Genomic DNA, 22,580 nt, shown 5'->3' on the forward strand with positions numbered 1-22,580 from the left:
ACTCTCACAAAGACGTCTCCGCTGGGTTTTCTACAGCAGGAGCCTGACAACCGAGCCAGCCCTCCCGCCCTTCAAATGATGAACGAACGATACGTCCCGTTGGGAGCTGCGCCCTATCGTTTGGCAACAGCGCAGACAACGGGCAAAATTCGATGTTTTCGGCTTTTAATCGGATCAGTAACTGCTCAAACATGTCAGCTTTTACGATCCCTTCAACTTCGGCATGAATGGTATAGACGGGAGTCCCTTTGTCGTTTTTGATCGCATCGATGATGAAATCATTAAACTGAGCGTCGGTCGTTACCGTCCCTACCGCTTCATCGTAGGTTGGCAGCGTAACGGGGATTTGCACCGTGCCGTGTTGGCCGTTACTCAGTTGAGGAATGAACGGCTGCGTCCCTCGGCAATCGCTGTTGTAGCGCATGCCGTAGGATTGCTTCATATCGACAACGCGCTGATCGGCACGCCAGCCCGCTACCGCTGAACAATCCACCGCATAGCCTAAAATGCGCTGCATTTCCGCTAGACCGCGTTCAAACTCACGCTTGAGCCGCGCATCAGACCAGCTGCCTACGTTCTTTTGCCAGCCGTGATGATCCCAGGAGTGCAGCCCCACTTCATGCCCCGACGTCGCGGTATGACGAATGATAAGCTCGTGAGGTTTACCAATTAATTTGCCTGGCCAGCAGGTGCCGGCCAGTAAAATATCCCATCCATACAGCGAAGCGGCCTGAGAACGAAGCATCTTCCACAAAAAGCGCGGTTTCAGCAGACGCCATAAATGACGTCCCATATTGTCTGGTCCCACGCTAAAGAAAAAGCTCCCTAAGACTTCATGCTTTTGTAGCATGGTTAATAACTGCGGCACCCCATCACGGGTACCGCGAAACGTATCAACGTCAATTCTCAGGCCAACCCGTTTCATTGTGCCTCACCGCTGAGATCCACCGTACGCAGGAAGTAATCCAGCGTTTCTTCAACGGTCTGTTTCATTTCTACCGTTGGAGCCCAATTTAACAGGCGCTTAGCGTTGGTGATGCTTGGTTTACGATGCTCAACGTCCTGATAGCCTTTACCGTAGTAGCTGCTGCTTTCAATTTCTTTGAAACCGGCAAACGGCGGGAAGTGGGAACGCAGTGGATGATTTTCAAAACAATCCAACAGCATCTCACCCAGTTCACGAATGCTGGCTTCGTTATCTGGATTACCGATGTTGATAATTTGCCCGTTACAGTTGTCGTCTTTGTTCTCAATAATTCGGAACAGCGCTTCGATACCGTCGCTGATATCGGTGAAGCAGCGTTTCTGCGCACCGCCGTCCACCAGCTTAATCGGAGAACCTTCAACCAGATTCAGGATCAACTGAGTGATCGCACGAGAGCTGCCGATACGCGCCGCATTCAGGTTATCCAAACGTGGCCCCATCCAGTTAAACGGACGGAACAGCGTAAAGTTAAGCTCGTTCTTAGCACCGTAAGCCCAAATAACGCGGTCTAACAGCTGCTTAGATACCGAGTAAATCCAGCGCTGTTTGTTGATTGGGCCAACAATCAGGTTAGAAGTATCTTCATCAAAGTCTTTATCGTTGCACATGCCATACACTTCTGACGTGGATGGGAACACGATACGTTTTTGATATTTCACGCAGTCACGCACAATCTTCAGGTTTTGTTCAAAGTCTAACTCGAACACTTTCAATGGATTGCGGGTATATTCAATCGGCGTAGCAATCGCAACCAGCGGCAGGATCACGTCACATTTTTTGATGTGATATTCGATCCACTCATTGTGGATGCTGATATCGCCCTCAACGAAGTGGAAACGCGGGTTGCCGATAAAGCGCTCAATAGCATCAGAGCCGATATCCAAACCGTAGATATCAAAATTATCATCTTGCAACAGACGTTCTGTCAGATGGTTACCGATAAAGCCGTTTACGCCCAGAATCAGTACACGCGTGCGGCGTTTGATCAGGCTGTTCGGCTTATCCCACAGGCGAACTTTCGCCACAATGCCCATCTCGTTAGCCAGCTGAGAGCCCTGCGCATATAAACCGGCATCGCTTTGTCCGGTGACGATCTCCAGCGCATTTTCACCGCAGGCGATAACCAGCGGTTTAGCCGACAGCACTGTACCCGGCTTGCTGCCAGATTTGTCTTCAACCACACGGCTACGCCATACGGTGATTTTTCTATCACCTAAATAGCTGAATGCACCCGGATAAGGTTCGGTCACGGCACGAACCAAGTTGTGAATCACTGCCGCTGGTTTGCGCCAGTCAATCAGGCCATCAGCTGCGGTACGACGGCCAAAGTAAGTCGCCTGAGATTCGTCTTGAGCCGTGGTTTTCACGTCGCCATTTTTGATTAACGGTAGCTGCTGACCTAACAGAGCAACCGCCGCATCGCGAATTTTGCTGTGCAGCGTCAGTGCCGTGTCGTCGGCAGCAATATCTACCGCTAATTGCCCTGCGATATCGCCGGCATCCGCTTTACGCGTCATTTGATGCAGCGTAACGCCGGTTTGTGTTTCACCCTGTACCAGCGCCCAGTTAACCGGTGCGCGGCCACGATATTTAGGCAACAGTGAGCCATGCAGATTCCAACTACCGCGAGGCGCGATATCCAGAATGTCCTGGCACAGCATATTGCGGTAGTAGAATGAGAAAATAACGTCTGGCTTCAGCGCCTTAATGCGATCGATCCACAGCGGATGATTCACATTATCTGGTGCGTAAACAGGCAGCTCCATTTCGGCTGCAACACGCGCAACTGAACCATAGAAATGGTTCTCACCCGGTTCGTCCGTGTGGGTAAATACGGCAGAGATTTCATAACCCGCATCTTTCAGCGCTTTCAGTCCTGCACAGCCGATATCATGGTAAGCAAATACAATGGCTTTCATTACTCTTCTTCCTGTTGATCAACAGATTCATGGGTCTTCAACGCGTCTGCGGAGACAATTTTTTGCACAAAATAACGTGGACGTGCACGCACATCGTTATAGATACGTCCGATGTACTCGCCCAATAACCCCAGCCCAACGAACTGAGCACCGATAAAGGTAAACAGCACGGCAAACAGCGTGAATACCCCTTCGGCGGCCCATGTTGGTCCAAAAATCAAACGCATCGCGATAAGTAAGACCGCCAGAGTGAAGCCGGAAAGCGCAATGACGCTGCCGACAATACTCAAAAGACGCAAAGGCGTGGTGGTCAAACAGGTCACGAGGTCATACATCAGATTGATAAGCTTTAAGAAGCTGTACTTTGATTCCCCAAACTCACGCTCATCGTGGCGAACATCGATTTCAATGGTTCGACGCGCAAAGGTATTGGCCAGAATAGGAATAAAGGTGCTGCGTTCGTGGCAATGCAACATGGCTTCAATGATGGGACGGCGGTAGGCACGCAGCATACAACCGTAATCTCCCATAGATTTGCCGGTGGCTTTTTGGATCATCATATTGATCATCTTAGAGGCCGTTTTGCGGAACCACGTGTCTTTGCGTTTGGCACGAACGGTGCCCACCACGTCATAGCCCTGCTCTGCCGTTTCAACCAAGCGAGGGATCTCTTCCGGTGGATTTTGTAAATCCGCATCGAGGGTAATAATTAAATCGCCAGAAACCTGATTGAACCCCGCCATGATGGCCGAATGTTGACCATAATTACGGTTTAAAAGCACAGCAACAATATGGTTTTCTGGGATCTCAGCCGCCTGAGTTAATATTTCCGCAGAAGCATCATGGCTACCGTCATCAATCAAAATAATTTCATACGGCTTATTTAACAGTTCACATGCCGCATGGGTACGCTTAATTAAAATAGGCAAACTTTCCTGCTCGTTAAAAACAGGAATAACCACGGACACTTTTTTTATCGTGTTATCCGTACTTTTATTAACTTCACTATTACTCACTACAGGACTCCAGAATGTCAGATATTGCCTGAACGACGCGATCCACATCGCTGTCTTGCATATCAGGGAACAGAGGTAAGGTCATCAAACTCGCCGAGTTCCATTCGGTATTAGGTAAACTAAGCTCAGGGTATTTTTCCCGATAATATTTTTGGGTGTGCGCAGCGCGGAAATGCAGGCCGGTGCCGATGCCATGCTCTTTCAGCTTTTCCATCATGGTATTGCGATCGATACCGCATAAATCTTTATCCACACGCACCATAAACAGGTGCCATGCATGATGATGTGGGTATTCTGGAACGGTGAGCGGCAACAAAGGTGAACCTTGCAGCGCCTTGCTATAACGAGCAGCCAGCGCTTGGCGACGCGCATTCATCGCAGGCAGTTTTTCCAACTGAACTAACGCAATCGCCGCATTGATATCCGCTAAATTGTATTTATAGCCCGGTGCGACAACTTCGGCCTGCGGTTTGCGCCCCAGCGCTTGGCGATCGAAGGCATCCACCGCGAGCCCGTGAAACTTGAAGCAACGAACTTTATCCGCCAGTTCATCATCATCAGTGACCACCATGCCACCTTCGGCACAGGTCATATTTTTGATGGCGTGGAACGAGAAAATCGCGGTTCCCTGTGAGCCAATCATTTCATCACCAAAACGTGTGCCGACCGCATGGGCCGCATCTTCAATCAGTGGAATATTGTGTCGTGCCGCAATCTCTCTTAACGCCGTTAAATCCGCAGGAGCACCCGCATAGTGAACCGGAATAATTGCCTTGGTTTTTTCGGTAATGGCCGCTTCAATCTGAGCGGGCTGAACCATCAAGGTATCCCTGTCAACGTCAACCATCACCGGCTCTGCGCCCAGCAGAGTAATGATATTAATCGTCGACACCCATGTTTGGGATGGGGTGATCACCTCATCGCCTGCGCCAATGCCCAGCGCCATCAACGTCACGTGCATTCCGCCGGTGGCAGAGCTCACGGCAATGGCGTGTTTCGCACCAACGTACTGACTAAAAGCAGATTCGAGCTGCTGGCATTTCGGCCCTGTGGTGATCCAACCTGAACGTAATACCTCAGCAACCGCAGCGATTTCATCCTCCCCCATTGAGGGGACTGAAAATGGGAGAAACTCTTTCATCCGTTACCTTATATTTATTCTATGCCGAGGACTCAATTTGAAGCACTTAATCAAAGCTACAACAAATACCAAAGCGTGTCTTAGCGCTTGTCTATGTTAAGAATAAGTATAAAAGCTTAGATTAACATTAAGATAAACGCAGACTAAACATAGCGGATGATGGGGAAAAAGTATGGAATTGGTTGAGGGAATATTGATTTAAGTGAATTAAATCGAAAATTTAACGAAATGGTTTATTAAATATTTACTTATCCTGCTATTAATTTTCTTAACTATATTTAATATTGGGTCTAGTACCCTAAATAATAGGCGTTGCTTCACATAAGGCCTCAGACTTTGAACAATGCTTGCGCTGGCCACTACGGGGCGAGGCAGCTTCAAGTATGAAGGGTATAAACAAACCAGCGTTGCCCCTCACTCTCCAACTCACGAAAGTCTATTTCAAACAACGCAGAAAGATTTTGCACCGTCATCACGTCCTTTGCGGCCCCTTGGCTCGAAACGACGCCAGACTTGAGCATCCACACCTGCTGTGCGTGTCTCTGGGTATGATTCAAATCATGCGCACTGACGATGACACTAATCCCAAGCTGCGTCAGCTGTACGAGCAACTGATCTACCGCTGCCTGCTGGCTGATGTCCAAGCTATTCATTGGCTCATCCAGCAACAAAAGCGATGCTTGGGGATTGAGCGTTGGCCAGATTTGCAAACACACCGCGGCAATTCGCACCCTCTGCCACTCGCCACCGGAGAGATGGGTCAATGGTCGGGCAAGTTTATCACTTAAGTTGAGCGTTTCTGCCAGATAGCCGACCACGCCATCAGCAAGCTCAGCGTCACAGCCTGCGGGCTGGTGCAGCGCCAGAAACTGAAAAACAGGCATCACTGCGCTGGGTTGTTGTTGCTGATGTAGATAGGCGCGATAGCGGGCCAGCTCGGTCGCGGTGAGTTTTTCAATATCGATCTGATTAAGCATGATCGTGCCTTCACCGGGTAAGATACCGGCGATGCGCGATAGCAACGTGCTTTTACCTGCGCCATTCGGCCCAATGATGTGAATAAGCGCCCCACGATTTACCTGTGCGCTAAAAGGTAGCAAACGGCTCCCTGCGGAAACATTGTGTAGAGAAAGGCAGTTCAGCGAAAGCAGATCTCTGTTTTGGTTCATCATTAGGCTTTGACACTCCGTGGTCGTAACAGCATCCAGATAAAAACAGGTGCGCCGAGAGAAGATGTCACTACCCCAATCGGCAGCTCGGCGGAGAAAAGTGCAACACGCGCCACCACATCGGCAAACAGCAACACACCGGCACCGCCCAGCGCACAGGCAGGCAAAAGTGCACGATGATCGGTGATCCCCATCAGCCGCAGCATATGCGGTACCACTAATCCGACAAAACCAATCACGCCCGCGAGAGCAACGCTAACGCCAACTAACCAGCCAATCGCCACCACGAGTAAATTACGCCACACCACCAGTGAAAGCCCGAGCTGGCGCGCTTGGATATCGCCCAAAGACATCAGGTTTAGCACTTTGCCTTGATACAGCAGCCAAACGAATACCGGAATGAGCGCTAACACCAGCCATTTTTGACGCCAATCCACGCCGCTGAATCCGCCCATCAGCCAATACATCAGCTGGCGTAAATCTAAGCTGGAGCTAAAATAGACCGCCCACGTCATCACCGCGCTACAGGCAATACCGAGAGCAACGCCAATTAACAACAGCCGCGAATTTGTCAGCGATTTACGGTGTGCAAACACCATCAGCAAAGCGGTAATCGCCAGCGCGCCAATAATCGCACAGGTACTGAGAACCCACACGGGGAGCATACTTTGGCCGAGTAATACCGCTAATACTAGCGCCACGCCCGCGCCGTTAGAAACTCCTAAAAGCCCCGGTTCAGCCAGTGGGTTATCAAACAGCGCCTGCATCACCGCGCCGGATATTGCCAGCGCAGCACCGACGGCCATCACCGCTAGCACCCGAGGCAAACGGAGCTGCCACACGAAAAGCTGGGCACTTTCGCTTAACCACTGCGTGGGCCACATCCAGAGATCGCCCGCACACAGGCTCACCATCACCGCGAACAGCAAAAATAGCGTCAGGCACCACAATCGTCGGCGATCGTGCTGTTTCTGGCGCTGCTGTAAAAGGGAAAAATGTGAAAGTATTGGCGTGTCAGCGTTTGGCATAGGACTCATTAAAGAGATCTAATAAGAGGTTAGGTGTGGGTACAATAATAAAGCTTGGCTATTCATCGCCGTGATAAGGCTCAACAAATGTACCATCATGGCTATCTATTTCGTTAAAAAACCATACGCCATTAGGATAATCATCCAGCGTGACTAAATACATCACCCCTTCACTAAATTCTTCAACTTCAACAATTTTACCAATTCGGCGCGGGCCACCATCGGTTTTAACACTAACGAGGTCATTCACTTTCATCTATGCATTGTCTCGCGATATTTGGGTTGATGGACGTTAGATAAGAAAAAGGCCACCCGCAGGCGGCCTTTTTGTTTTGCGTATTACTCTTTCGGTGTCGCGTTCTCGACCCGGCTCTTGAGCTTCTGCCCCGGACGGAAAGTAACAACACGGCGCGCCGTAATCGGGATATCTTCCCCGGTTTTCGGGTTACGTCCCGGTCTCTGGTTTTTGTCGCGCAGATCAAAGTTACCGAAACCGGACAACTTAACCTGTTCACCATTTTCCAGAGCGCGGCGAACCTCTTCGAAAAATATTTCTACGAGGTCTTTGGCATCCCGTTTGCTAAGCCCAAGCTTCTCAAACAGGTGTTCAGACATTTCAGCTTTAGTAAGCGCCATAAGTTCAATCCCTCAAGGATGCTTGGAATCGCTGTTTTAATGCCTCTACACATTTTGCGACGGTAGCGGCAATCTCCTCTTCTTCCAGTGTACGGGTGGTATCTTGCAATACCAGACTGATAGCGAGGCTCTTATAACCCTCGGCAACACCCTTACCACGGTACACGTCAAACAAGTTTACGCCAACTACCTGATTTACGCCAACTTTCTTACACTCTGCCAAAATATCTTCTGCAGGGACATTTTCAGCCACCACAACGGCGATATCACGGCGGTTTGCAGGATAGCGTGAAACCTCGCGAGCCTGCGGAATACGGCGCTCTGCAAGGGCTTCCCACTCGATTTCAAATACCACGGTGCGACCGTTCAGATCCAGTTTACGTTCCAGATCGGGGTGAACAACACCAATGAAACCAACGCGTTTGCCTGCTAAATAAATTGCCGCACTCTGCCCCGGATGTAAGGCAGGGTTAGTTTCTGCTTTAAATTGGACGTCATCCAATTTACCGGTCAAATCTAAAATAGCTTCTAAATCACCTTTCAGATCGTAGAAATCAACAACCTGACGTTCCAAATTCCAGTGCTCTTCGTAACGGTTACCCGCGATCACACCGGCTAGCATGACATCCTGACGGATACCCAGATTAGCAGCAGTATCAGGAACAAAGCGTAGACCCGTTTCGAACAAACGTACACGAGACTGCTGACGGTTCTGATTATAGACCACCGCAGACAGCAAGCCGCTCCACAGAGACAGACGCATCGCTGACATTTCTACCGAGATTGGGCTTGGCAAAATCAGTGCTTCTTCTGCCGGGTGCAACAGCGCCTGAACCTTAGGATCAACAAAGCTATAGGTGATCGCTTCTTGATAGCCACGATCGACCAGCATGGTTTTCACACGTTTCAGCGGCAAATTCGCTTCACGGTGTGAAGTCATGATCAGGTCAGCTTTTACCGGCACATTTGGAATATTGTTGTAGCCGTAAACACGGGCCACTTCTTCCACTAAGTCTTCTTCGATTTCCATATCGAAACGCCAGCTTGGCGCGACAGCCTGCCAAGTATCATTGGCAAAGCTAACCTTACAACCTAAACGCTCAAGGATATCGGTAACCTGTGCATCTTCAACGTGATGGCCGATTAAGCGATCCAGTTTTTCACGACGCAGCGTGATCGTGGCGCGCTTAGGCAGCGTTGCTTCGTTGGTGACATCAATGACTGGGCCTGCTTGACCACCGCAGATATCAATCAGCAAACGCGTTGCACGCTCCATCGCCGCAGCCTGCAATGCCGGATCCACGCCGCGTTCGTAGCGGTGAGAAGCATCGGTATGCAGACCCTGACGGCGTGCACGACCGGTGATGGACAGCGGGTTGAAGTACGCACATTCCAGCAGAACGTCTTGCGTCTCTTCGTTCACGCCAGAGTGTTCACCACCGAAAATACCGCCCATCGCCAGCGCTTTTTGCTGATCGGCAATCACTAAGGTATCAGCCGCAAGCGTGGCTTCATTGCCGTCCAGCAGAGTCAGCTTTTCGCCCTCTTTCGCCATACGCACAACGATGCCACCTTCGAGGCGGTTCAGATCGAACGCATGCATCGGCTGGCCCAGTTCCAACAGAACATAGTTGGTCACGTCAACGACGGGGTCGATAGAACGAATACCGCAGCGACGCAGTTTTTCACGCATCCACAATGGCGTTGCGGCTTTAACGTTGATCCCTTTCACCACACGGCCCAAATAGCGTGGGCAAGCGTCGGTTGCTTCAACCGTAATTGGGAAGGTGTCATGAATTGCCGCAGGAACCGCATCCATCGCAGGTACGTTCAGAGTCAGCTTGTTCAGCACCGCAACGTCACGTGCAACGCCAATAATCCCTAAGCAGTCTGCACGGTTAGGCGTTACGCTGATTTCAATCGCGTTATCATTCAGCTTCAGGTATTCACGGATATCGGTGCCGATAGGAGCATCTGCTGGCAATTCAATGATGCCGTCGTGATCTTCGGAAATACCCAGCTCAGAGAACGAGCACAGCATCCCTTCGGAAGGCTCACCGCGCAGTTTCGCCGCTTTGATTTTAAAATCACCCGGCAATACAGCGCCAATAGTCGCCACGGCGACTTTCAGGCCTTTACGACAGTTTGGTGCGCCACAAACGATGTCTAACAGACGCTCGCCGCCCACGTTAACCTTAGTGACACGCAACTTGTCGGCGTTTGGATGTTGGCCGCACTCAACCACTTCACCCACGAAAACGCCGTTAAATTCGCCAGCTACCGGTTCTACGCCGTCAACTTCCAGACCGGCCATAGTAATTTGTTCTGATAATTCTTCGCTGCTAATGGCAGGATTTACCCACTCACGCAACCAGAGTTCACTGAATTTCATGTGATAATCCCGCCTTACTTAAACTGTTTGAGGAAACGCAGATCGTTTTCGAAGAATGCACGCAGATCGGTTACGCCATAGCGCAGCATGGTTAAACGCTCCATGCCCATCCCGAATGCGAAGCCAGAGTAAACTTCTGGATCGATACCTACGTTACGCAGCACGTTTGGATGCACCATACCGCAGCCCAAAACTTCCAGCCATTTACCGTTTTTGCCCATTACGTCAACTTCGGCGGAAGGCTCAGTGAACGGGAAGTAAGAAGGACGGAAACGAATCTGCAAGTCTTCTTCAAAGAAGTTATTCAGGAAATCGTGCAGCGTGCCTTTCAAGTTGGTAAAGCTAATATCTTTATCAACAATCAGGCCTTCCATTTGATGGAACATTGGCGTGTGGGTCTGATCGTAGTCGTTACGGTATACACGGCCCGGCGCAATGATGCGGATTGGCGGCTGCTGCTCTTTCATGGTGCGGATCTGCACACCTGAAGTCTGGGTACGCAGCAGGCGCTTAGCATCAAACCAGAAAGTATCGTGGTCTGCGCGTGCAGGGTGATGAGCAGGAATATTTAAGGCATCAAAGTTATGATAGTCATCTTCGATTTCTGGGCCGGTTTCAACGGCAAAACCCAACTCGCCAAAGAACGTTTCAATACGTTCAATAGTACGGGTCACTGGGTGAAGTCCACCGTTTTCCATACGACGTCCTGGCATAGATACATCGATGGTTTCTTCGGCCAGACGGGCATTGAGCGCTGCTAATTCCAGATCTGATTTACGGGCATTCAGAGCTTCCTGAACTTCCTGTTTAGCCTGGTTAATCACAGCACCCGCAGCGGGACGCTCTTCTGCTGGCAGTTCGCGCAGTGACGTCATCTGCAGCGTCAAATGGCCTTTCTTACCCAAATATTCAACACGCACATTATCTAGCGTGGCAATATCCTGAGCATTCTCTACGGCTGCCTTTGCTTGGGCAACCAACTCTGCGAGATGTGGCATTGCTTTCCTCTTCTTCCAGCCTGTTAGGCCCGATTGTCGATGGTGAGAGTCTCCCCTTCGCACTTGAAGTTGCTGCTATAGAAACCGCTACTTCAAATACTCAGGGGGTATACCCTTCATGTTTGACGCTGCCCTGGCGCAAGGTCACTCATTGGGGTATCGATCTTCTTAAGTGCGCTCATGAATAAACCTGAATCGGCAAATCATGTTAAAGCAAAAAAAAAGCCTCCACGAGGGAGGCTTTCAGCGCTATTTTTCGTTTCTTTTCTTACGCGCAAAGCCTCCTGAATTCAGGCGCTAAAGTAAAAAAAGAAACGGAAAATAGCAGCGTGCATGCTTGCATTACCTTAAATAAGTGAAAAAACTGATTCTATTGAAAAACTTAGCGGGCTGAATGTCAAGCCAAACACAAGTCAAACAACAAAAAGCAAAAGAGGGAGCAAGCTCCCTCTTTCATCTGATGGCTTACGCCAGAGCAGATTTCGCTTTTTCTACCAGAGCAGCAAATGCTACTTTGTCGAATACAGCGATGTCAGCCAGGATCTTACGGTCGATTTCAACAGAAGCCTTTTTCAGACCATTGATGAAACGGCTGTAAGAGATACCGTTCTGACGTGCAGCAGCGTTAATACGTGCAATCCACAGCTGACGGAACTGACGTTTACGTTGACGACGGTCACGGTAAGCGTACTGGCCTGCTTTGATTACTGCCTGGAAGGCAACACGATAGACGCGCGAACGGGCACCGTAGTAACCTTTCGCCTGCTTCATTACTTTTTTGTGACGTGCGCGTGCAATTACACCACGTTTTACGCGAGCCATATGCTCTCCTTAAGTCTTATTCTTGATTCAAAAAATGTTTACTTATGCGTACGGCAAGCACGCTACGACCAAGCCCAGATCCCCTTTGGAAACCTGACCTTTTGGACGCAGATGACGCTTACGCTTAGTAGATTTTTTGGTCAAAATATGACGCAGGTTAGCATGTTTACGCTTAAAACCACCACCGGCGGTTTTTTTGAAGCGCTTAGCAGCGCCACGCACAGTTTTAATCTTTGGCATTTCGATTTCCACTTCGCATTGTTAATTACATGAATCAGTGAGGCGAATAACACCAGCGACAGACCGAAATCCGTCGCTGGCAGTATTACTTGAGAGCCTTACTGTTTCTTCTTAGGTGCGAGCACCATGATCATCTGACGGCCTTCGATCTTCGTAGGGAAGGATTCGACTACTGCCAGTTCACTCAGATCTTCTTTCACGCGGTTAAGCACTTCCATACCGATCTGTTGGTGCGCCATTTCACGTCCACGGAAACGCAGAGTGATTTTGGCTTTATCGCCATCTTCCAGAAAGCGAACCAGGCTGCGGAGTTTTACCTGGTAGTCGCCATCGTCGGTTCCAGGTCGGAATTTGATTTCCTTAACCTGAACAATCTTTTGCTTCTTCTTCTGTTCTTTGGTGGCCCTACTCTTCTCATAGAGGAATTTGCCGTAATCCATGATTCGACAAACTGGCGGCTCGGCATTTGGGCTGATTTCTACTAAATCAACACCCGCTTCCTCAGCCTTTTCCAAAGCTTCATTCAGACTGACAATACCAATCTGCTCGCCATCAACGCCTGTTAAGCGAACCTCTTGGGCGCGAATTTCTCTGTTGATGCGATTAGGACGCGCCGGTTGAACTCTTTTTCCGCCTTTAATAACTCGATTCCTCTAATTGGTGAAGACTACGGCTGCGAATCTCTTTTTGCAGCTTTTCGATCACTTCATTTACGTCCATGGTTCCCAGGTCTTTGCCGCGGCGGGTACGAACGGCTACTTTGCCAGATTCGACCTCTTTGTCGCCACAAACCAACATGTATGGGACACGACGTAAAGTGTGTTCGCGGATTTTAAAGCCTATCTTCTCGTTTCTCAAGTCTGATTTCGCACGAATACCAGCAGCTTGCAGCTTTTTGGTTAATTCATCGACATAATCAGCCTGTGCGTCGGTGATATTCATCACCTGTACCTGTACCGGTGCGAGCCAAGTTGGGTAGAACCCAGCGTACTCTTCAGTCAGGATACCGATGAAGCGTTCCATCGAACCTAGAATAGCACGGTGAATCATCACCGGAACTAAACGTTCGTTGTTTTCACCCACGTAGGACGCGTTTAAACGGCCTGGTAACGAGAAGTCGAGCTGCACAGTACCACATTGCCATGCACGATCCAAACAGTCATGCAGAGTAAACTCAATCTTAGGTCCGTAGAAAGCACCCTCACCCGGCTGATATTCAAACGGAATGCCGTTTTCTTTCAGCGCTTCGGCCAAGTCTTCTTCCGCACGATCCCAGACTTCATCACTGCCGATACGTTTTTCTGGACGAGTAGACAGTTTCACCACAATTTTTTCAAAGCCGAAGATGCTATACATGTCGTATACCATCTTGATACAGCTGTTTACTTCATCGCGGATCTGCTCTTCGGTACAGAAAATATGCGCATCATCCTGAGTGAATCCACGCACGCGCATCAGGCCATGCAGTGAACCCGAAGGCTCATTACGATGACAGCTACCGAACTCACCCATACGCAGTGGCAAATCACGATAAGATTTCAGACCTTGGTTAAAGATCTGAACGTGACCTGGGCAGTTCATTGGTTTGATGCAGTACTCGCGGTTTTCAGAAGACGTGGTGAACATGGCATCTTTATAGTTCTCCCAGTGTCCTGTTTTTTCCCACAGTACGCGGTCCATCATGAACGGACCTTTTACTTCCTGATAATCGTATTCTTTCAGCTTCACGCGCACGAACGCTTCCAACTCACGGAAGATAGTCCAGCCGTCGTTATGCCAGAACACCATACCCGGCGCTTCTTCCTGCATATGGTACAGGTCGAGCTGCTTACCGATCTTACGGTGGTCGCGTTTTGCGGCTTCTTCCAGACGTTGCAGATAGGCATTTAACTGCTTTTTATCTGCCCACGCGGTGCCGTAGATACGCTGTAAAACGGTATTATTGCTATCGCCGCGCCAGTAGGCACCAGACGACTTCTGCAGTTTGAAATGATGGCAGAAACGCATATTCGGCACATGCGGTCCACGGCACATGTCGATATATTCTTCGTGGTGATACAGACCTGGCTGATCATCGCGACTGATATTCTCATCCAGAATCGCCACTTTATACGGTTCTTGACGTGCTTCAAAAGCGTCACGGGCTTCTTGCCAGCTCACTTTTTTCTTAATCACGTCGTAATCTTTATCTGCCAGCTCATGCATACGCTTGTCGAGCAGCTCAAGATCTTCCTGCGTCAGGGTATGGTCAAGGTCTACATCGTAGTAGAAACCGTTGTCGATCACTGGGCCAATGGCCATTTTAGTGTTCGGCCACAGCTGTTTGATCGCATGACCCAAAAGATGCGCGCAGGAATGGCGGATAATTTCCAAGCCTTCCTGATCTTTTGCGGTAATGATGGAAACACTGGCGTCTTGTGTAATCGGATCGCAAGCATCAACCAGCTCACCGTTAACGCGACCCGCAATGCAAGCTTTCGCCAAGCCAGGTCCGATGTCCATAGCAATATCCATTACGGATACAGGTTTGTCGAACTGGCGCTGACTACCGTCAGGAAGTGTAATAACAGGCATTTATATTCCTTATCTACAGTGGTGACCCACACGACAGGCCACATATAGAAAACAATTTGTATTTAAAATCATCGATTTATGGGCGCCATCCTGCTGTACTTTGCAAGATCTGTACGCAGCGTGGTACATAAAACGCTATGCACCCCTGAATACTCACACCCACTACCGCCGATATTAACACCCACAGAGAATGGGTTAAACAAAAACACGGCTACACAACGATTCTTACCTGCTCTCCCCCCGTAAAATGTTACGTTAGATCAAATAACAGACAGTTAAAGAAAAGACATTTCCAAATTTTTCAAACAGATCACATCACGTGATAGCTCACAGAGATAACGCCCCTTCAACTGCTCTTGTTCGGCCATACTTTTATTTCATTGTGATTTCATTGTGCTCGTGGAACAGGAATCGAAAACGGGCTAAACACTGATAGTCATAGATGCATAGTTATGCTGCCGAATAAATATAACTGACGGGCTATTAATCTAGATGAGGGAATAATACGGTGGAAGCTGTATATTTCTTAATCTTAAAATAAAGCGCCGGGAGGCATCCCGGCAATAAGAAATAATACAAAGAATGAATATCGATAGTAAAACATATTACGTAATCTGCATTGGCATGCAGTGGCCTAAAAATAGTATTCCTAAGATTAGAAATCAAATTAACAAAATGTGCTTATGCCAATAAAACTATTAACGGTGATTAACGGTATAGTTCAAAAGCTAGATCTTTACGTAAGTAAATCAATCACGCGAGAGTTATCATATTTATATTTTTATTTAATTTCGCATTTTTGCGCTTTTACTCTTTCAGTAAAGCCGACAATATCGACAGCACTTGGCTTATTTAGTTCATTAAAATGTTCGAATATTGTTGAGTATAAAAAAAGCAATTGGCATCAATGCAATAAAAAAGATTAAGGAAAATAAAATGAAACGCAAAGTTCTCGCAGTGGTAATACCAACATTAATGGCATTAGCAGGAACCGCCCATGCCGCCGAAATTTATAATAAAGATGGTAATAAACTCGATTTACATTTCAAGGTCGATGGCCTTCATTATATTTCAGATAACGATAATGCCGATGGCGATCATTCCTATGTTCGTGGTGGCTTCAGTGGTGAAACACAAATTACCGATATGCTGACCGGCTATGGCATGTGGGAATATCAAGCGAACCTCAACCATACTGAAGGCGAAGATAATAGAAACTTTAGCCGTTTCGGTTTTGCTGGCCTTAAATTTGGCGATTATGGCTCTTTAGACTACGGCCGTAATTCAGGGATTATGTACGACATTATGGCTTGGACTGACATGCAGCCTGAGTTCGACGGCAGCACCGTTGGCGCGGATAACTTCATGTTCCAACGTGCTGGCGGCGTATTAACCTACCATAACCGCGATTTCTTCGGCTTGGTCGATGGCCTAAACTTTGGTATTCAGTATCAAGGTAAAAATGACGATCCAACCGAAAATAAAGATGGCCGCGATGTATTAAGCCAAAATGGCGATGGCTACGGTTTATCACTCTCTTACGATCTCGGCTATGGCTTTAGCCTCGGTGGCGCCTACTTCCAATCTGACCGCACTAACGATCAGAACAGCGGCGGTAAAGGTGGTCGCTATAATGATATTATGGGCAATGGTGATAAAGCCGAAGCTTATACCGTGGGCGTGAAATACGAAAACAGTGGTTATTACGCAGCGGCAAACTATACGCAATCCTATAACGCCATTCGTTTTGGTAACTCTAACGACCATAACGAAGCCTACGGTTACGCAAACAAAGCGCAAGGCGTAGAAATGTATACCGGCTATACCTTTGACTTCGGCTTACAACCTTTCGTTGGCTGGAACTATGTTCAAGGTAAAGACTTAGGCAGCAATGGCGCATCCCGCGACTATGGCGATCAGAAATTGGTTAACTTTATCGATATCGGTGCCACCTACTTCTTTAATAAAAACATGTCTACGTATGTCGATTATAAAATTAACATGATCGACGATAACGACTTTACGCGTTCAGCGGGTATTGATACCGACGATACCGTTGCATTGGGCATTGTGTACCAGTTCTAAACACAGCAGCATGATCAATAAAGAATAACACATTCGTTATTAACGGCCTCTAGCCCAGCATTATGCTGGGCTTTTTTTATGTTATCGCGAGGAGAAATAGAATTTAAAAGCACACTGTTTTCATCACAAAAACAAAACCAGCATCCGTATACATGCAGAAAAAGCGTTGCAGAGGAAAAGCAATATCAACATCAATGCCTAGGCTTTTCTTTACTATAATAAACCACAGGTAATAAGTGGTTTTAATAAAACCTTTCGCATGTATATTCATTTTTACTGCATGATAATTGAAATAAAATCAAAATCTTTTTTAGCGATTACGTGTATAAATAAATGAACAGCACCGTTAAGTTTCGTTTTTATGTTTCAGTTTAGAACTCGATGTTTTTCTAGTCATAATTTGTTACACTAGCTCACGTTAGTTTTCGATATATCAGCACTCCTTTTATGTTCCGGCTGAGGCATTTTGCCCCATTCGTAGCAAGTTGTTTTCTTGAGTTCAATAGCCTAACTTCACAAACCAAGGTAATTAGATGTATCCAGCAGCATGGGCCTTTATAAAAACGGTGTATTTGATCGGCTCAGTCATTTCCGCATTGCTCACGTTCAAAGCCTGCGCTGATCCCTCGCTTAAAATCAGGATCTTTACCGCGATACTGATTGGGCTAACATGGCCCATGAGCTTTCCCATCGTGCTGCTATTTTGGGCATTTATGTAGGTTTGGAATACCGCTATTTATCATTGCAGCGGCGAGATAAATAATTTCGGAGCGCAATTACCTCGGTTTTATAAGATTTATCTCAGATTAGCGTTCGAACGAGAAAATAAAAAACTCGTTGGGTAGAATTAAAAAATACCTAAATGAATACTACGGAATGAATTAAGGTTTGTTATGTACGCACTCGTGATGATGGTCTGCTATCTCAACGGTCCCTGTGAAAATTTGTATCTTGGTGGTTTTGATACTGAAGAACAATGTGTGCGCGAAATGAATGTGCAGCGCATTCAACGCGGCGGATGTATCCCGCTTGAAAATGTACTGGACGATTTTTGGCAGCCAGCAACCCGCGCTGCTGACTTCCCTCGCCTATTCTAATGTGGGCCGATTTGCAGCAAAAGTTCATCTATACGCTTAATGACTAACGTGCTGGCGTGTTCCATGGTAGCTAAACTTATCTTCAAACGTTCATCATCGCCCGCCCTAAATGCCACTAATGCTTCTCGCCCTGAATGATGCACCTCAGTGTGCGGCGCTTCGAGCTGTGCAAAGCTGCTAAGGTGAGAAAACTCCCGCCCCGCATCGCCATAGAACCATTTTCCTAAGCGGCAATCTGTATGGCTGTTAACTTCTGCAACCTCATCGTGCTGCAAAATCAGTTCATACACTTTAACTTTCCAAATGACGTGATCGAGCTTAACCGTATTCAGAAACTGTTGGGTCGCAATAAAGCGAATGATTTCCTGCATGTGGGCTGAAAGCTCAATAACCTGCTGCAACATCTGGCAAGCCTGTTCCGTTGCGTGGCGAATATCATGAGTGGACTGATTATTTTCCCCAACGCTTGCGCTCACGCTTTTCGCATGCTGATTAATATCCTGAGTCAGAGCGGTTATATTTCCCGCCTGAAGTTGAATTTCCGAAGAGAGTTGTTTGATTTCTTTTGCAATCACAGAGAATCCAGCCCCTCGCCCGCCAACGTGGGCAGCCTCGATGGCTGAGTTGATCGCCAACAGATTGGTCTGTTTCGAGAGCTTATTAATGGCATCAATATTGTTATTAATTCCCTTGAGCACCGCAATCAGTTCGTCAATGTAGCCGATACTCTCACCAGAATGCTGCTCAATGAGGTTCACCAATTCAGAAAGCCGCCCCATTCCCTCGCGTGCCTGTTCATTCTTATGGTTAAGCTCATCAACCGTCACTAATTCTTGCATTAAGCTTTGGCTGGAGTGCAGCAACGAATCTCGAATAATTTCTATTGCGCCAATACCCGACAGAAAACTATGACATAGCAATTCGCCATATGACTTCTGCACGGGCTCCTGAGAGTCAATTGCCACAAGTTTCGCCGTTGTCGCCAATACGGCTGGTTTCTGCGTTAAGAGCCGTTCCTGTTTATACCCAAACCATCGCTTTAATTGCGTATACATTGCCTAAACCCTCTCCTTACCTTTGATATACCAAGCCACCTGGCATGGCAATTCAATAACACTGAGCCGAACTGCATGGCATATAGCGTTATCGGCATAAGCCACTCAAAATTTATGGTTATTATGTTTTGGTAAAAATTTTGTATTTTTTATGTGACGTATAAAGCGAGTAAAAATAAAGGGTTAATGCAATGTAAAAAATTAAAATGGAAATGAATTCCGTTTTAGTGTGGAAAAAAACGTATCCCCTTCTATGCTAAATAACGGGCCATCTGGTACCCGCACACGTATATGAATCAATCAGGAGAGAAGTTATGGGAAAATCATTCGTTCGAATCGGGATTTTTGAAGTGGAAGATGCTGAACTGTCAAAAACGCCAGATAGCCAATTGAAGAGCCACACGCTGAGTATTCCCTGCAAGTCGAATACAGACCTTTGCATGCAGTTGGACGGCTGGGATGAGCAAACTACCGTTCCTGCGCTGTTAGATGGCAAAAACGCGTTGCTATACCGCAACCATTACGATCGCCAGAGTGACGCTTGGGTCATGCGTTTTGCATAATGGGGAAGCCCTAGACAAGGATCATTCGATAACCTTGTCTAGGCGTAACAGCGAACGAGAAGAAAATTGGAAATGCAGTCCATTTTAGATAGTAGATGCCTAACGCGTTAATGCGCGTCACGCAGTTGAGAAGCATCAAGCGTAGGCAACACCGGCGGCTCAACGGGTTTGGTTTTAGCAAAGATATAATCCAGAATGGCACGCGTTGTCGGCGCTGCCGAGACACCATCTCCCCCACCATTTTCCAAAATAACGGCAATCGCGACCTTAGGGTTTGAATACGGCGCAAACGCCGTGTAGAAAATATGATCGCGCAGCTTCACGGGGATCATCTTGGCGTTATAAACCTGATCTTGTTTCAGTCCAAATACCTGAGACGTGCCTGACTTCGCCGCAATTTCATAAGGCGCAGTGTGGAAATACTTGTAGCCGGTGCCATTAGGATAGTTAGCCATACCAAACATGCCTTTTTTCACAATCCCCCAGATCGGCGATTTCGGATCGGCGACCTGCGTGTGCTCTTCTTGCTGATAGCGCTCAACGTGGTTGCCTTGTTTCATCGAATACATCAAATGCGGCGTTTTCGTTGTACCATCGTTGATAAGCGTGCTTAACGCCTTAACCATCTGAATCGGCGTTGCAGTCCAATATCCTTGCCCAATGCCCACAGAAATTGTATCGCCCTGATACCACACTTTCTTATGAACTTTCTGTTTCCACGCTCGATCGGGCAGAACGCCTTTTGCCTGTTCCATTAAATCGATGCCGGAATATTGCCCGTAGCCAAATTTGCTCAGCCATTCATGAATACGATCGATCCCCATCTCATAGGCCACCTGATAGAAAAACGTATCCGCTGATTCTTCAATCGCCTTGGTCACGTTTAACATGCCATGACCGGTTTTCAGCCAGTCTCGATAATGGCGATTGGTACCGGGAAGCACCCACGTAGGCTGACCAAAAAACGTGGTCTGCGGCGTGATAACACCGGCGAACAGCGCCGATGTAGCCATAAACGGTTTCACCGTTGATGCGGGCGGATAAATCCCTTGGGTTACACGGTTAATCAATGGCAGGTTAGGATTATCAAGCAAAGCCTGATAGGACTTATACGATATGCCGTTCACAAACGGATTCGGGTCATAGCTTGGGCTAGAAACCATCGCCAAAATACCGCCATCACGCGGATCCATCACCACCACGGCGGCGCGCTGCCCTTTCAGAAGTTTCTCAATATATTGCTGGAGAGGAAGATCTATCGTCAGATATATATTCTTTCCGGCCTGCGGCGGGGTTTCGGTGAGCTCGCGCACCACGCGGCCATGGCTATCAACCTCAACTTCCTGCGAGCCCGTGGTACCGTGCAGTTGTCTCTCGTAATAACGTTCGATCCCCTGCTTGCCGATGTCATGATCGGCCGCATAGTTTTCACCTTCACCGGCCTCATTCAAGCGTTTGGCGTCGCGGTCGTTAATCTTTGAAACATAGCCAACAACGTGTGCCAGCTCAGCGCCGTAAGGATAGTAACGCTGCTGATAACTGCTAATCGACACGCCGGGAAACTCAAATTCATTGACAGAAAAACGCGCGACTTCAACGTCGGTCAGCGCTTCTTTAAGAGGTACTTCAGCAAAACGCCGCGAGGACTTCATCGCCTCATGGAAATTGTTAATGTCATCCGGCGTTAAATCCACTATCGGCGTCAGCGCTTTGATCGTTTGGTCTAAGTTAGCGACTTTCCCCGGGATCAGTTCAATTTGATACAGCGTTTGGTTTGCAACTAAAGGCGTTCCGTTACGGTCATAAATCAACCCGCGAACCGGCGCGATGGGCAGAGTTTTAATGTCGTTGGCGTTCGAGCGAGTTTGGTACTGATCGTGCTCTTCCACCTGCAGGTGATACAGATTAAACACCAATACGCCAAATAGCAGCACAACCATCACCGCGGCAATAATGGAACGGCGGATAAACAGCGTCTCTTCAGCACTGTGATCGCGAAATGGCTCTAGCAAACGGCTCATGGCAGGCATACAGGCGCATAGCGGCCTGTCGGATTCACTCAATAATTAAAGGGACGCTAAGGCTAAACGCAATCGGAAGCGAGTGAAACCACGGTGATGCTAATGAGTCATCATCATTGTTTCAGAATGTGAATATATTCGTGAGATGTGACAAGACAAGTGCAATTAAGAGAAAAAATACCAACTGATGGGTCATACGCGTCACTGAAGTCCCATTTTAGGGGGACCACACCGATGGGGTCGTAGCGGCGTTAGCCGCCGGAGCGCCCCGCGGTGTGGTAGACCCGTGTATCTCGATCTCTTAAACCAACGTTATTACTTCCTAAAAACTAGCTAATAATCGACGATGTCGGCGCAGCAACATCTTTTGGGTTAGCACCGAAACGGTTGCTGCCTGGTTGGCTATCGAAGACGGCGAAGATAAACAGCACAAACCAGCCCACAATCGGGATAAGACCGATCAACACCCACCAGCCGCTGCGGTCGGTATCGTGCAGACGGCGAACCATCACTGCAATGGAAGGAATAATGAGCAGCAGACCATACACCACGGTCAGCACGCCTTCGCCACTCTCATTGCTCCAGCCTAATGCATCCTGTACGAACCCCAACAGAACAGTAATGATGGCGTTTATCAGTACGAACCACCAATATTCTCTACGTCTAGCGCGGTCACGAAAATTGAAATAGTTCTTCAGAACCTTAAGATACCAATCCATCGTTCTTCCTTTTATCCAGATGATCCAGAGCCATAAACCTCACCTGATTGTATTCATGCCACCAAGTGATAATTCCGTATATTGATAACAATCAATTATGTCTCGTCCCACAGATTTCAG

Annotated in this window: 22 protein-coding genes and 1 other annotated feature; of the genes, 4 read left to right on the forward strand and 18 right to left on the reverse strand. The window is 48.0% G+C overall.

The features are described 5' to 3' along the window. Nucleotides 1-4: 4 nt before the first annotated feature. The 15 genes from arnD to thrS all read right to left on the reverse strand — a co-directional run bounded on the left by arnD (nucleotide 5) and on the right by thrS (nucleotide 14,920). The gene (arnD, locus tag DSM2777_RS16845) at nucleotides 5-925 is read right to left on the reverse strand and encodes a 4-deoxy-4-formamido-L-arabinose-phosphoundecaprenol deformylase (protein ID WP_061554624.1); all 921 of its coding nucleotides are present in this window, start codon (nucleotides 923-925) and stop codon (nucleotides 5-7) included. Next, nucleotides 922-2,904, reverse strand: coding sequence for a bifunctional UDP-4-amino-4-deoxy-L-arabinose formyltransferase/UDP-glucuronic acid oxidase ArnA (gene arnA / locus DSM2777_RS16850; protein WP_061554625.1), 1,983 nt, complete (start codon nucleotides 2,902-2,904; stop codon nucleotides 922-924). Before arnA ends, arnD begins: the two co-directional genes overlap by 4 nt. Beyond that, on the reverse strand, nucleotides 2,904-3,920 hold the full coding sequence (arnC, locus tag DSM2777_RS16855; RefSeq protein WP_046459559.1) for an undecaprenyl-phosphate 4-deoxy-4-formamido-L-arabinose transferase: 1,017 nt from the start codon (nucleotides 3,918-3,920) through the stop codon (nucleotides 2,904-2,906). The genes arnA and arnC overlap by 1 nt, the downstream gene beginning before the upstream one ends. Further along, nucleotides 3,913-5,061 carry a UDP-4-amino-4-deoxy-L-arabinose aminotransferase gene (arnB, locus tag DSM2777_RS16860; RefSeq protein WP_046459560.1) on the reverse strand — a complete coding sequence of 383 codons (1,149 nt, stop codon included), beginning with the start codon at nucleotides 5,059-5,061 and terminating at the stop codon, nucleotides 3,913-3,915. The genes arnC and arnB overlap by 8 nt, the downstream gene beginning before the upstream one ends. 377 nt (nucleotides 5,062-5,438) lie before the next feature. Beyond that, on the reverse strand, nucleotides 5,439-6,233 hold the full coding sequence (btuD, locus tag DSM2777_RS16865) for a vitamin B12 ABC transporter ATP-binding protein BtuD (protein ID WP_227742359.1): 795 nt from the start codon (nucleotides 6,231-6,233) through the stop codon (nucleotides 5,439-5,441). Then, nucleotides 6,233-7,258 carry a vitamin B12 ABC transporter permease BtuC gene (gene btuC / locus DSM2777_RS16870; RefSeq protein ID WP_061554626.1) on the reverse strand — a complete coding sequence of 342 codons (1,026 nt, stop codon included), beginning with the start codon at nucleotides 7,256-7,258 and terminating at the stop codon, nucleotides 6,233-6,235. The genes btuD and btuC overlap by 1 nt, the downstream gene beginning before the upstream one ends. Nucleotides 7,259-7,316: 58 nt before the next feature. Beyond that, on the reverse strand, nucleotides 7,317-7,514 hold the full coding sequence (dsrB, locus tag DSM2777_RS16875; protein ID WP_025801269.1) for a protein DsrB: 198 nt from the start codon (nucleotides 7,512-7,514) through the stop codon (nucleotides 7,317-7,319). Between the two features lie 83 nt (nucleotides 7,515-7,597). Next, on the reverse strand, nucleotides 7,598-7,894 hold the full coding sequence (gene ihfA / locus DSM2777_RS16880; protein WP_004089944.1) for an integration host factor subunit alpha: 297 nt from the start codon (nucleotides 7,892-7,894) through the stop codon (nucleotides 7,598-7,600). Between the two features lie 4 nt (nucleotides 7,895-7,898). Beyond that, entirely contained in the window at nucleotides 7,899-10,286 is a 2,388-nt protein-coding gene (pheT, locus tag DSM2777_RS16885; RefSeq protein WP_046459562.1) for a phenylalanine--tRNA ligase subunit beta, read from the reverse strand. A gap of 14 nt (nucleotides 10,287-10,300) precedes the next feature. After that, nucleotides 10,301-11,284: a phenylalanine--tRNA ligase subunit alpha gene (pheS, locus tag DSM2777_RS16890; protein ID WP_061554627.1), complete on the reverse strand. Its 984-nt coding sequence runs from the start codon at nucleotides 11,282-11,284 to the stop codon at nucleotides 10,301-10,303. Nucleotides 11,285-11,499: 215 nt separating this feature from the next. Further along, nucleotides 11,500-11,624, reverse strand: a sequence feature (Phe leader region). Then, nucleotides 11,575-11,619, reverse strand: a complete 45-nt coding sequence (gene pheM / locus DSM2777_RS24550; RefSeq protein WP_121626058.1) for a pheST operon leader peptide PheM — start codon at nucleotides 11,617-11,619, stop codon at nucleotides 11,575-11,577. It overlaps the preceding feature by 45 nt. Before the next feature lie 125 nt (nucleotides 11,625-11,749). Next, nucleotides 11,750-12,106, reverse strand: a complete 357-nt coding sequence (gene rplT, locus DSM2777_RS16895; protein WP_004089950.1) for a 50S ribosomal protein L20 — start codon at nucleotides 12,104-12,106, stop codon at nucleotides 11,750-11,752. Nucleotides 12,107-12,148: 42 nt separating this feature from the next. Beyond that, nucleotides 12,149-12,346, reverse strand: a complete 198-nt coding sequence (rpmI, locus tag DSM2777_RS16900; RefSeq protein WP_004089951.1) for a 50S ribosomal protein L35 — start codon at nucleotides 12,344-12,346, stop codon at nucleotides 12,149-12,151. 98 nt (nucleotides 12,347-12,444) lie between these two features. Then, nucleotides 12,445-12,987, reverse strand: a complete 543-nt coding sequence (gene infC / locus DSM2777_RS16905; protein ID WP_071889932.1) for a translation initiation factor IF-3 — start codon at nucleotides 12,985-12,987, stop codon at nucleotides 12,445-12,447. Next, nucleotides 12,983-14,920, reverse strand: a complete 1,938-nt coding sequence (gene thrS, locus DSM2777_RS16910; RefSeq protein WP_040045013.1) for a threonine--tRNA ligase — start codon at nucleotides 14,918-14,920, stop codon at nucleotides 12,983-12,985. Before thrS ends, infC begins: the two co-directional genes overlap by 5 nt. Nucleotides 14,921-15,856: 936 nt before the next feature. Here thrS and ompC point away from each other — a divergent pair. The 3 genes from ompC (at nucleotide 15,857) to DSM2777_RS16920 (ending at nucleotide 18,102) form a co-directional block, all read left to right on the forward strand. After that, the gene (gene ompC / locus DSM2777_RS16915) at nucleotides 15,857-17,005 is read left to right on the forward strand and encodes a porin OmpC (RefSeq protein ID WP_046459563.1); all 1,149 of its coding nucleotides are present in this window, start codon (nucleotides 15,857-15,859) and stop codon (nucleotides 17,003-17,005) included. A 533-nt stretch (nucleotides 17,006-17,538) separates the two neighbouring features. Beyond that, nucleotides 17,539-17,724, forward strand: a complete 186-nt coding sequence (locus tag DSM2777_RS23880; protein ID WP_071842625.1) for a GhoT/OrtT family toxin — start codon at nucleotides 17,539-17,541, stop codon at nucleotides 17,722-17,724. A gap of 174 nt (nucleotides 17,725-17,898) precedes the next feature. Next, complete coding sequence (locus tag DSM2777_RS16920) at nucleotides 17,899-18,102, forward strand: DUF1482 family protein (RefSeq protein ID WP_025801261.1); 204 nt, start codon at nucleotides 17,899-17,901, stop codon at nucleotides 18,100-18,102. Here DSM2777_RS16920 and DSM2777_RS16925 read toward each other — a convergent pair. After that, a complete protein-coding gene (locus DSM2777_RS16925) occupies nucleotides 18,099-19,157 on the reverse strand; it encodes a methyl-accepting chemotaxis protein (RefSeq protein ID WP_061554629.1) in 1,059 nt (352 codons plus the stop codon). The genes DSM2777_RS16920 and DSM2777_RS16925 overlap by 4 nt on opposite strands. Before the next feature lie 314 nt (nucleotides 19,158-19,471). Here DSM2777_RS16925 and DSM2777_RS16930 point away from each other — a divergent pair, with 314 nt between their 5' ends. Continuing rightward, the gene (locus DSM2777_RS16930) at nucleotides 19,472-19,720 is read left to right on the forward strand and encodes a DUF1480 family protein (protein ID WP_025801259.1); all 249 of its coding nucleotides are present in this window, start codon (nucleotides 19,472-19,474) and stop codon (nucleotides 19,718-19,720) included. A gap of 107 nt (nucleotides 19,721-19,827) precedes the next feature. Here the strand turns inward: DSM2777_RS16930 and mrdA are convergent, their stop codons facing one another. Continuing rightward, nucleotides 19,828-21,741: a peptidoglycan DD-transpeptidase MrdA gene (gene mrdA, locus DSM2777_RS16935; RefSeq protein WP_061555422.1), complete on the reverse strand. Its 1,914-nt coding sequence runs from the start codon at nucleotides 21,739-21,741 to the stop codon at nucleotides 19,828-19,830. A 329-nt stretch (nucleotides 21,742-22,070) separates the two neighbouring features. Continuing rightward, the gene (locus DSM2777_RS16940) at nucleotides 22,071-22,460 is read right to left on the reverse strand and encodes a DUF805 domain-containing protein (RefSeq protein WP_061554630.1); all 390 of its coding nucleotides are present in this window, start codon (nucleotides 22,458-22,460) and stop codon (nucleotides 22,071-22,073) included. Nucleotides 22,461-22,580: the final 120 nt, after the last annotated feature.

Origin of the sequence: Obesumbacterium proteus (genome assembly GCF_001586165.1) — a bacterium.
In the GTDB taxonomy this organism is placed as follows: domain Bacteria; phylum Pseudomonadota; class Gammaproteobacteria; order Enterobacterales; family Enterobacteriaceae; genus Hafnia; species Hafnia protea.

Coding starts and splice junctions, on each gene's coding strand:
- arnD (WP_061554624.1), bottom strand. CDS start 925: ATGAAACGGGTTGGCCTGAGAATTGACGTTGATACGTTTCGCGGTACC.
- arnA (WP_061554625.1), bottom strand. CDS start 2,904: ATGAAAGCCATTGTATTTGCTTACCATGATATCGGCTGTGCAGGACTG.
- arnB (WP_046459560.1), bottom strand. CDS start 5,061: ATGAAAGAGTTTCTCCCATTTTCAGTCCCCTCAATGGGGGAGGATGAA.
- btuD (WP_227742359.1), bottom strand. CDS start 6,233: ATGATGAACCAAAACAGAGATCTGCTTTCGCTGAACTGCCTTTCTCTA.
- btuC (WP_061554626.1), bottom strand. CDS start 7,258: ATGCCAAACGCTGACACGCCAATACTTTCACATTTTTCCCTTTTACAG.
- dsrB (WP_025801269.1), bottom strand. CDS start 7,514: ATGAAAGTGAATGACCTCGTTAGTGTTAAAACCGATGGTGGCCCGCGC.
- ihfA (WP_004089944.1), bottom strand. CDS start 7,894: ATGGCGCTTACTAAAGCTGAAATGTCTGAACACCTGTTTGAGAAGCTT.
- pheT (WP_046459562.1), bottom strand. CDS start 10,286: ATGAAATTCAGTGAACTCTGGTTGCGTGAGTGGGTAAATCCTGCCATT.
- pheS (WP_061554627.1), bottom strand. CDS start 11,284: ATGCCACATCTCGCAGAGTTGGTTGCCCAAGCAAAGGCAGCCGTAGAG.
- rplT (WP_004089950.1), bottom strand. CDS start 12,106: ATGGCTCGCGTAAAACGTGGTGTAATTGCACGCGCACGTCACAAAAAA.
- rpmI (WP_004089951.1), bottom strand. CDS start 12,346: ATGCCAAAGATTAAAACTGTGCGTGGCGCTGCTAAGCGCTTCAAAAAA.
- thrS (WP_040045013.1), bottom strand. CDS start 14,920: ATGCCTGTTATTACACTTCCTGACGGTAGTCAGCGCCAGTTCGACAAA.
- ompC (WP_046459563.1), top strand. CDS start 15,857: ATGAAACGCAAAGTTCTCGCAGTGGTAATACCAACATTAATGGCATTA.
- DSM2777_RS23880 (WP_071842625.1), top strand. CDS start 17,539: ATGTATCCAGCAGCATGGGCCTTTATAAAAACGGTGTATTTGATCGGC.
- DSM2777_RS16920 (WP_025801261.1), top strand. CDS start 17,899: ATGTACGCACTCGTGATGATGGTCTGCTATCTCAACGGTCCCTGTGAA.
- DSM2777_RS16925 (WP_061554629.1), bottom strand. CDS start 19,157: ATGTATACGCAATTAAAGCGATGGTTTGGGTATAAACAGGAACGGCTC.
- DSM2777_RS16930 (WP_025801259.1), top strand. CDS start 19,472: ATGGGAAAATCATTCGTTCGAATCGGGATTTTTGAAGTGGAAGATGCT.
- mrdA (WP_061555422.1), bottom strand. CDS start 21,741: ATGAGCCGTTTGCTAGAGCCATTTCGCGATCACAGTGCTGAAGAGACG.
- DSM2777_RS16940 (WP_061554630.1), bottom strand. CDS start 22,460: ATGGATTGGTATCTTAAGGTTCTGAAGAACTATTTCAATTTTCGTGAC.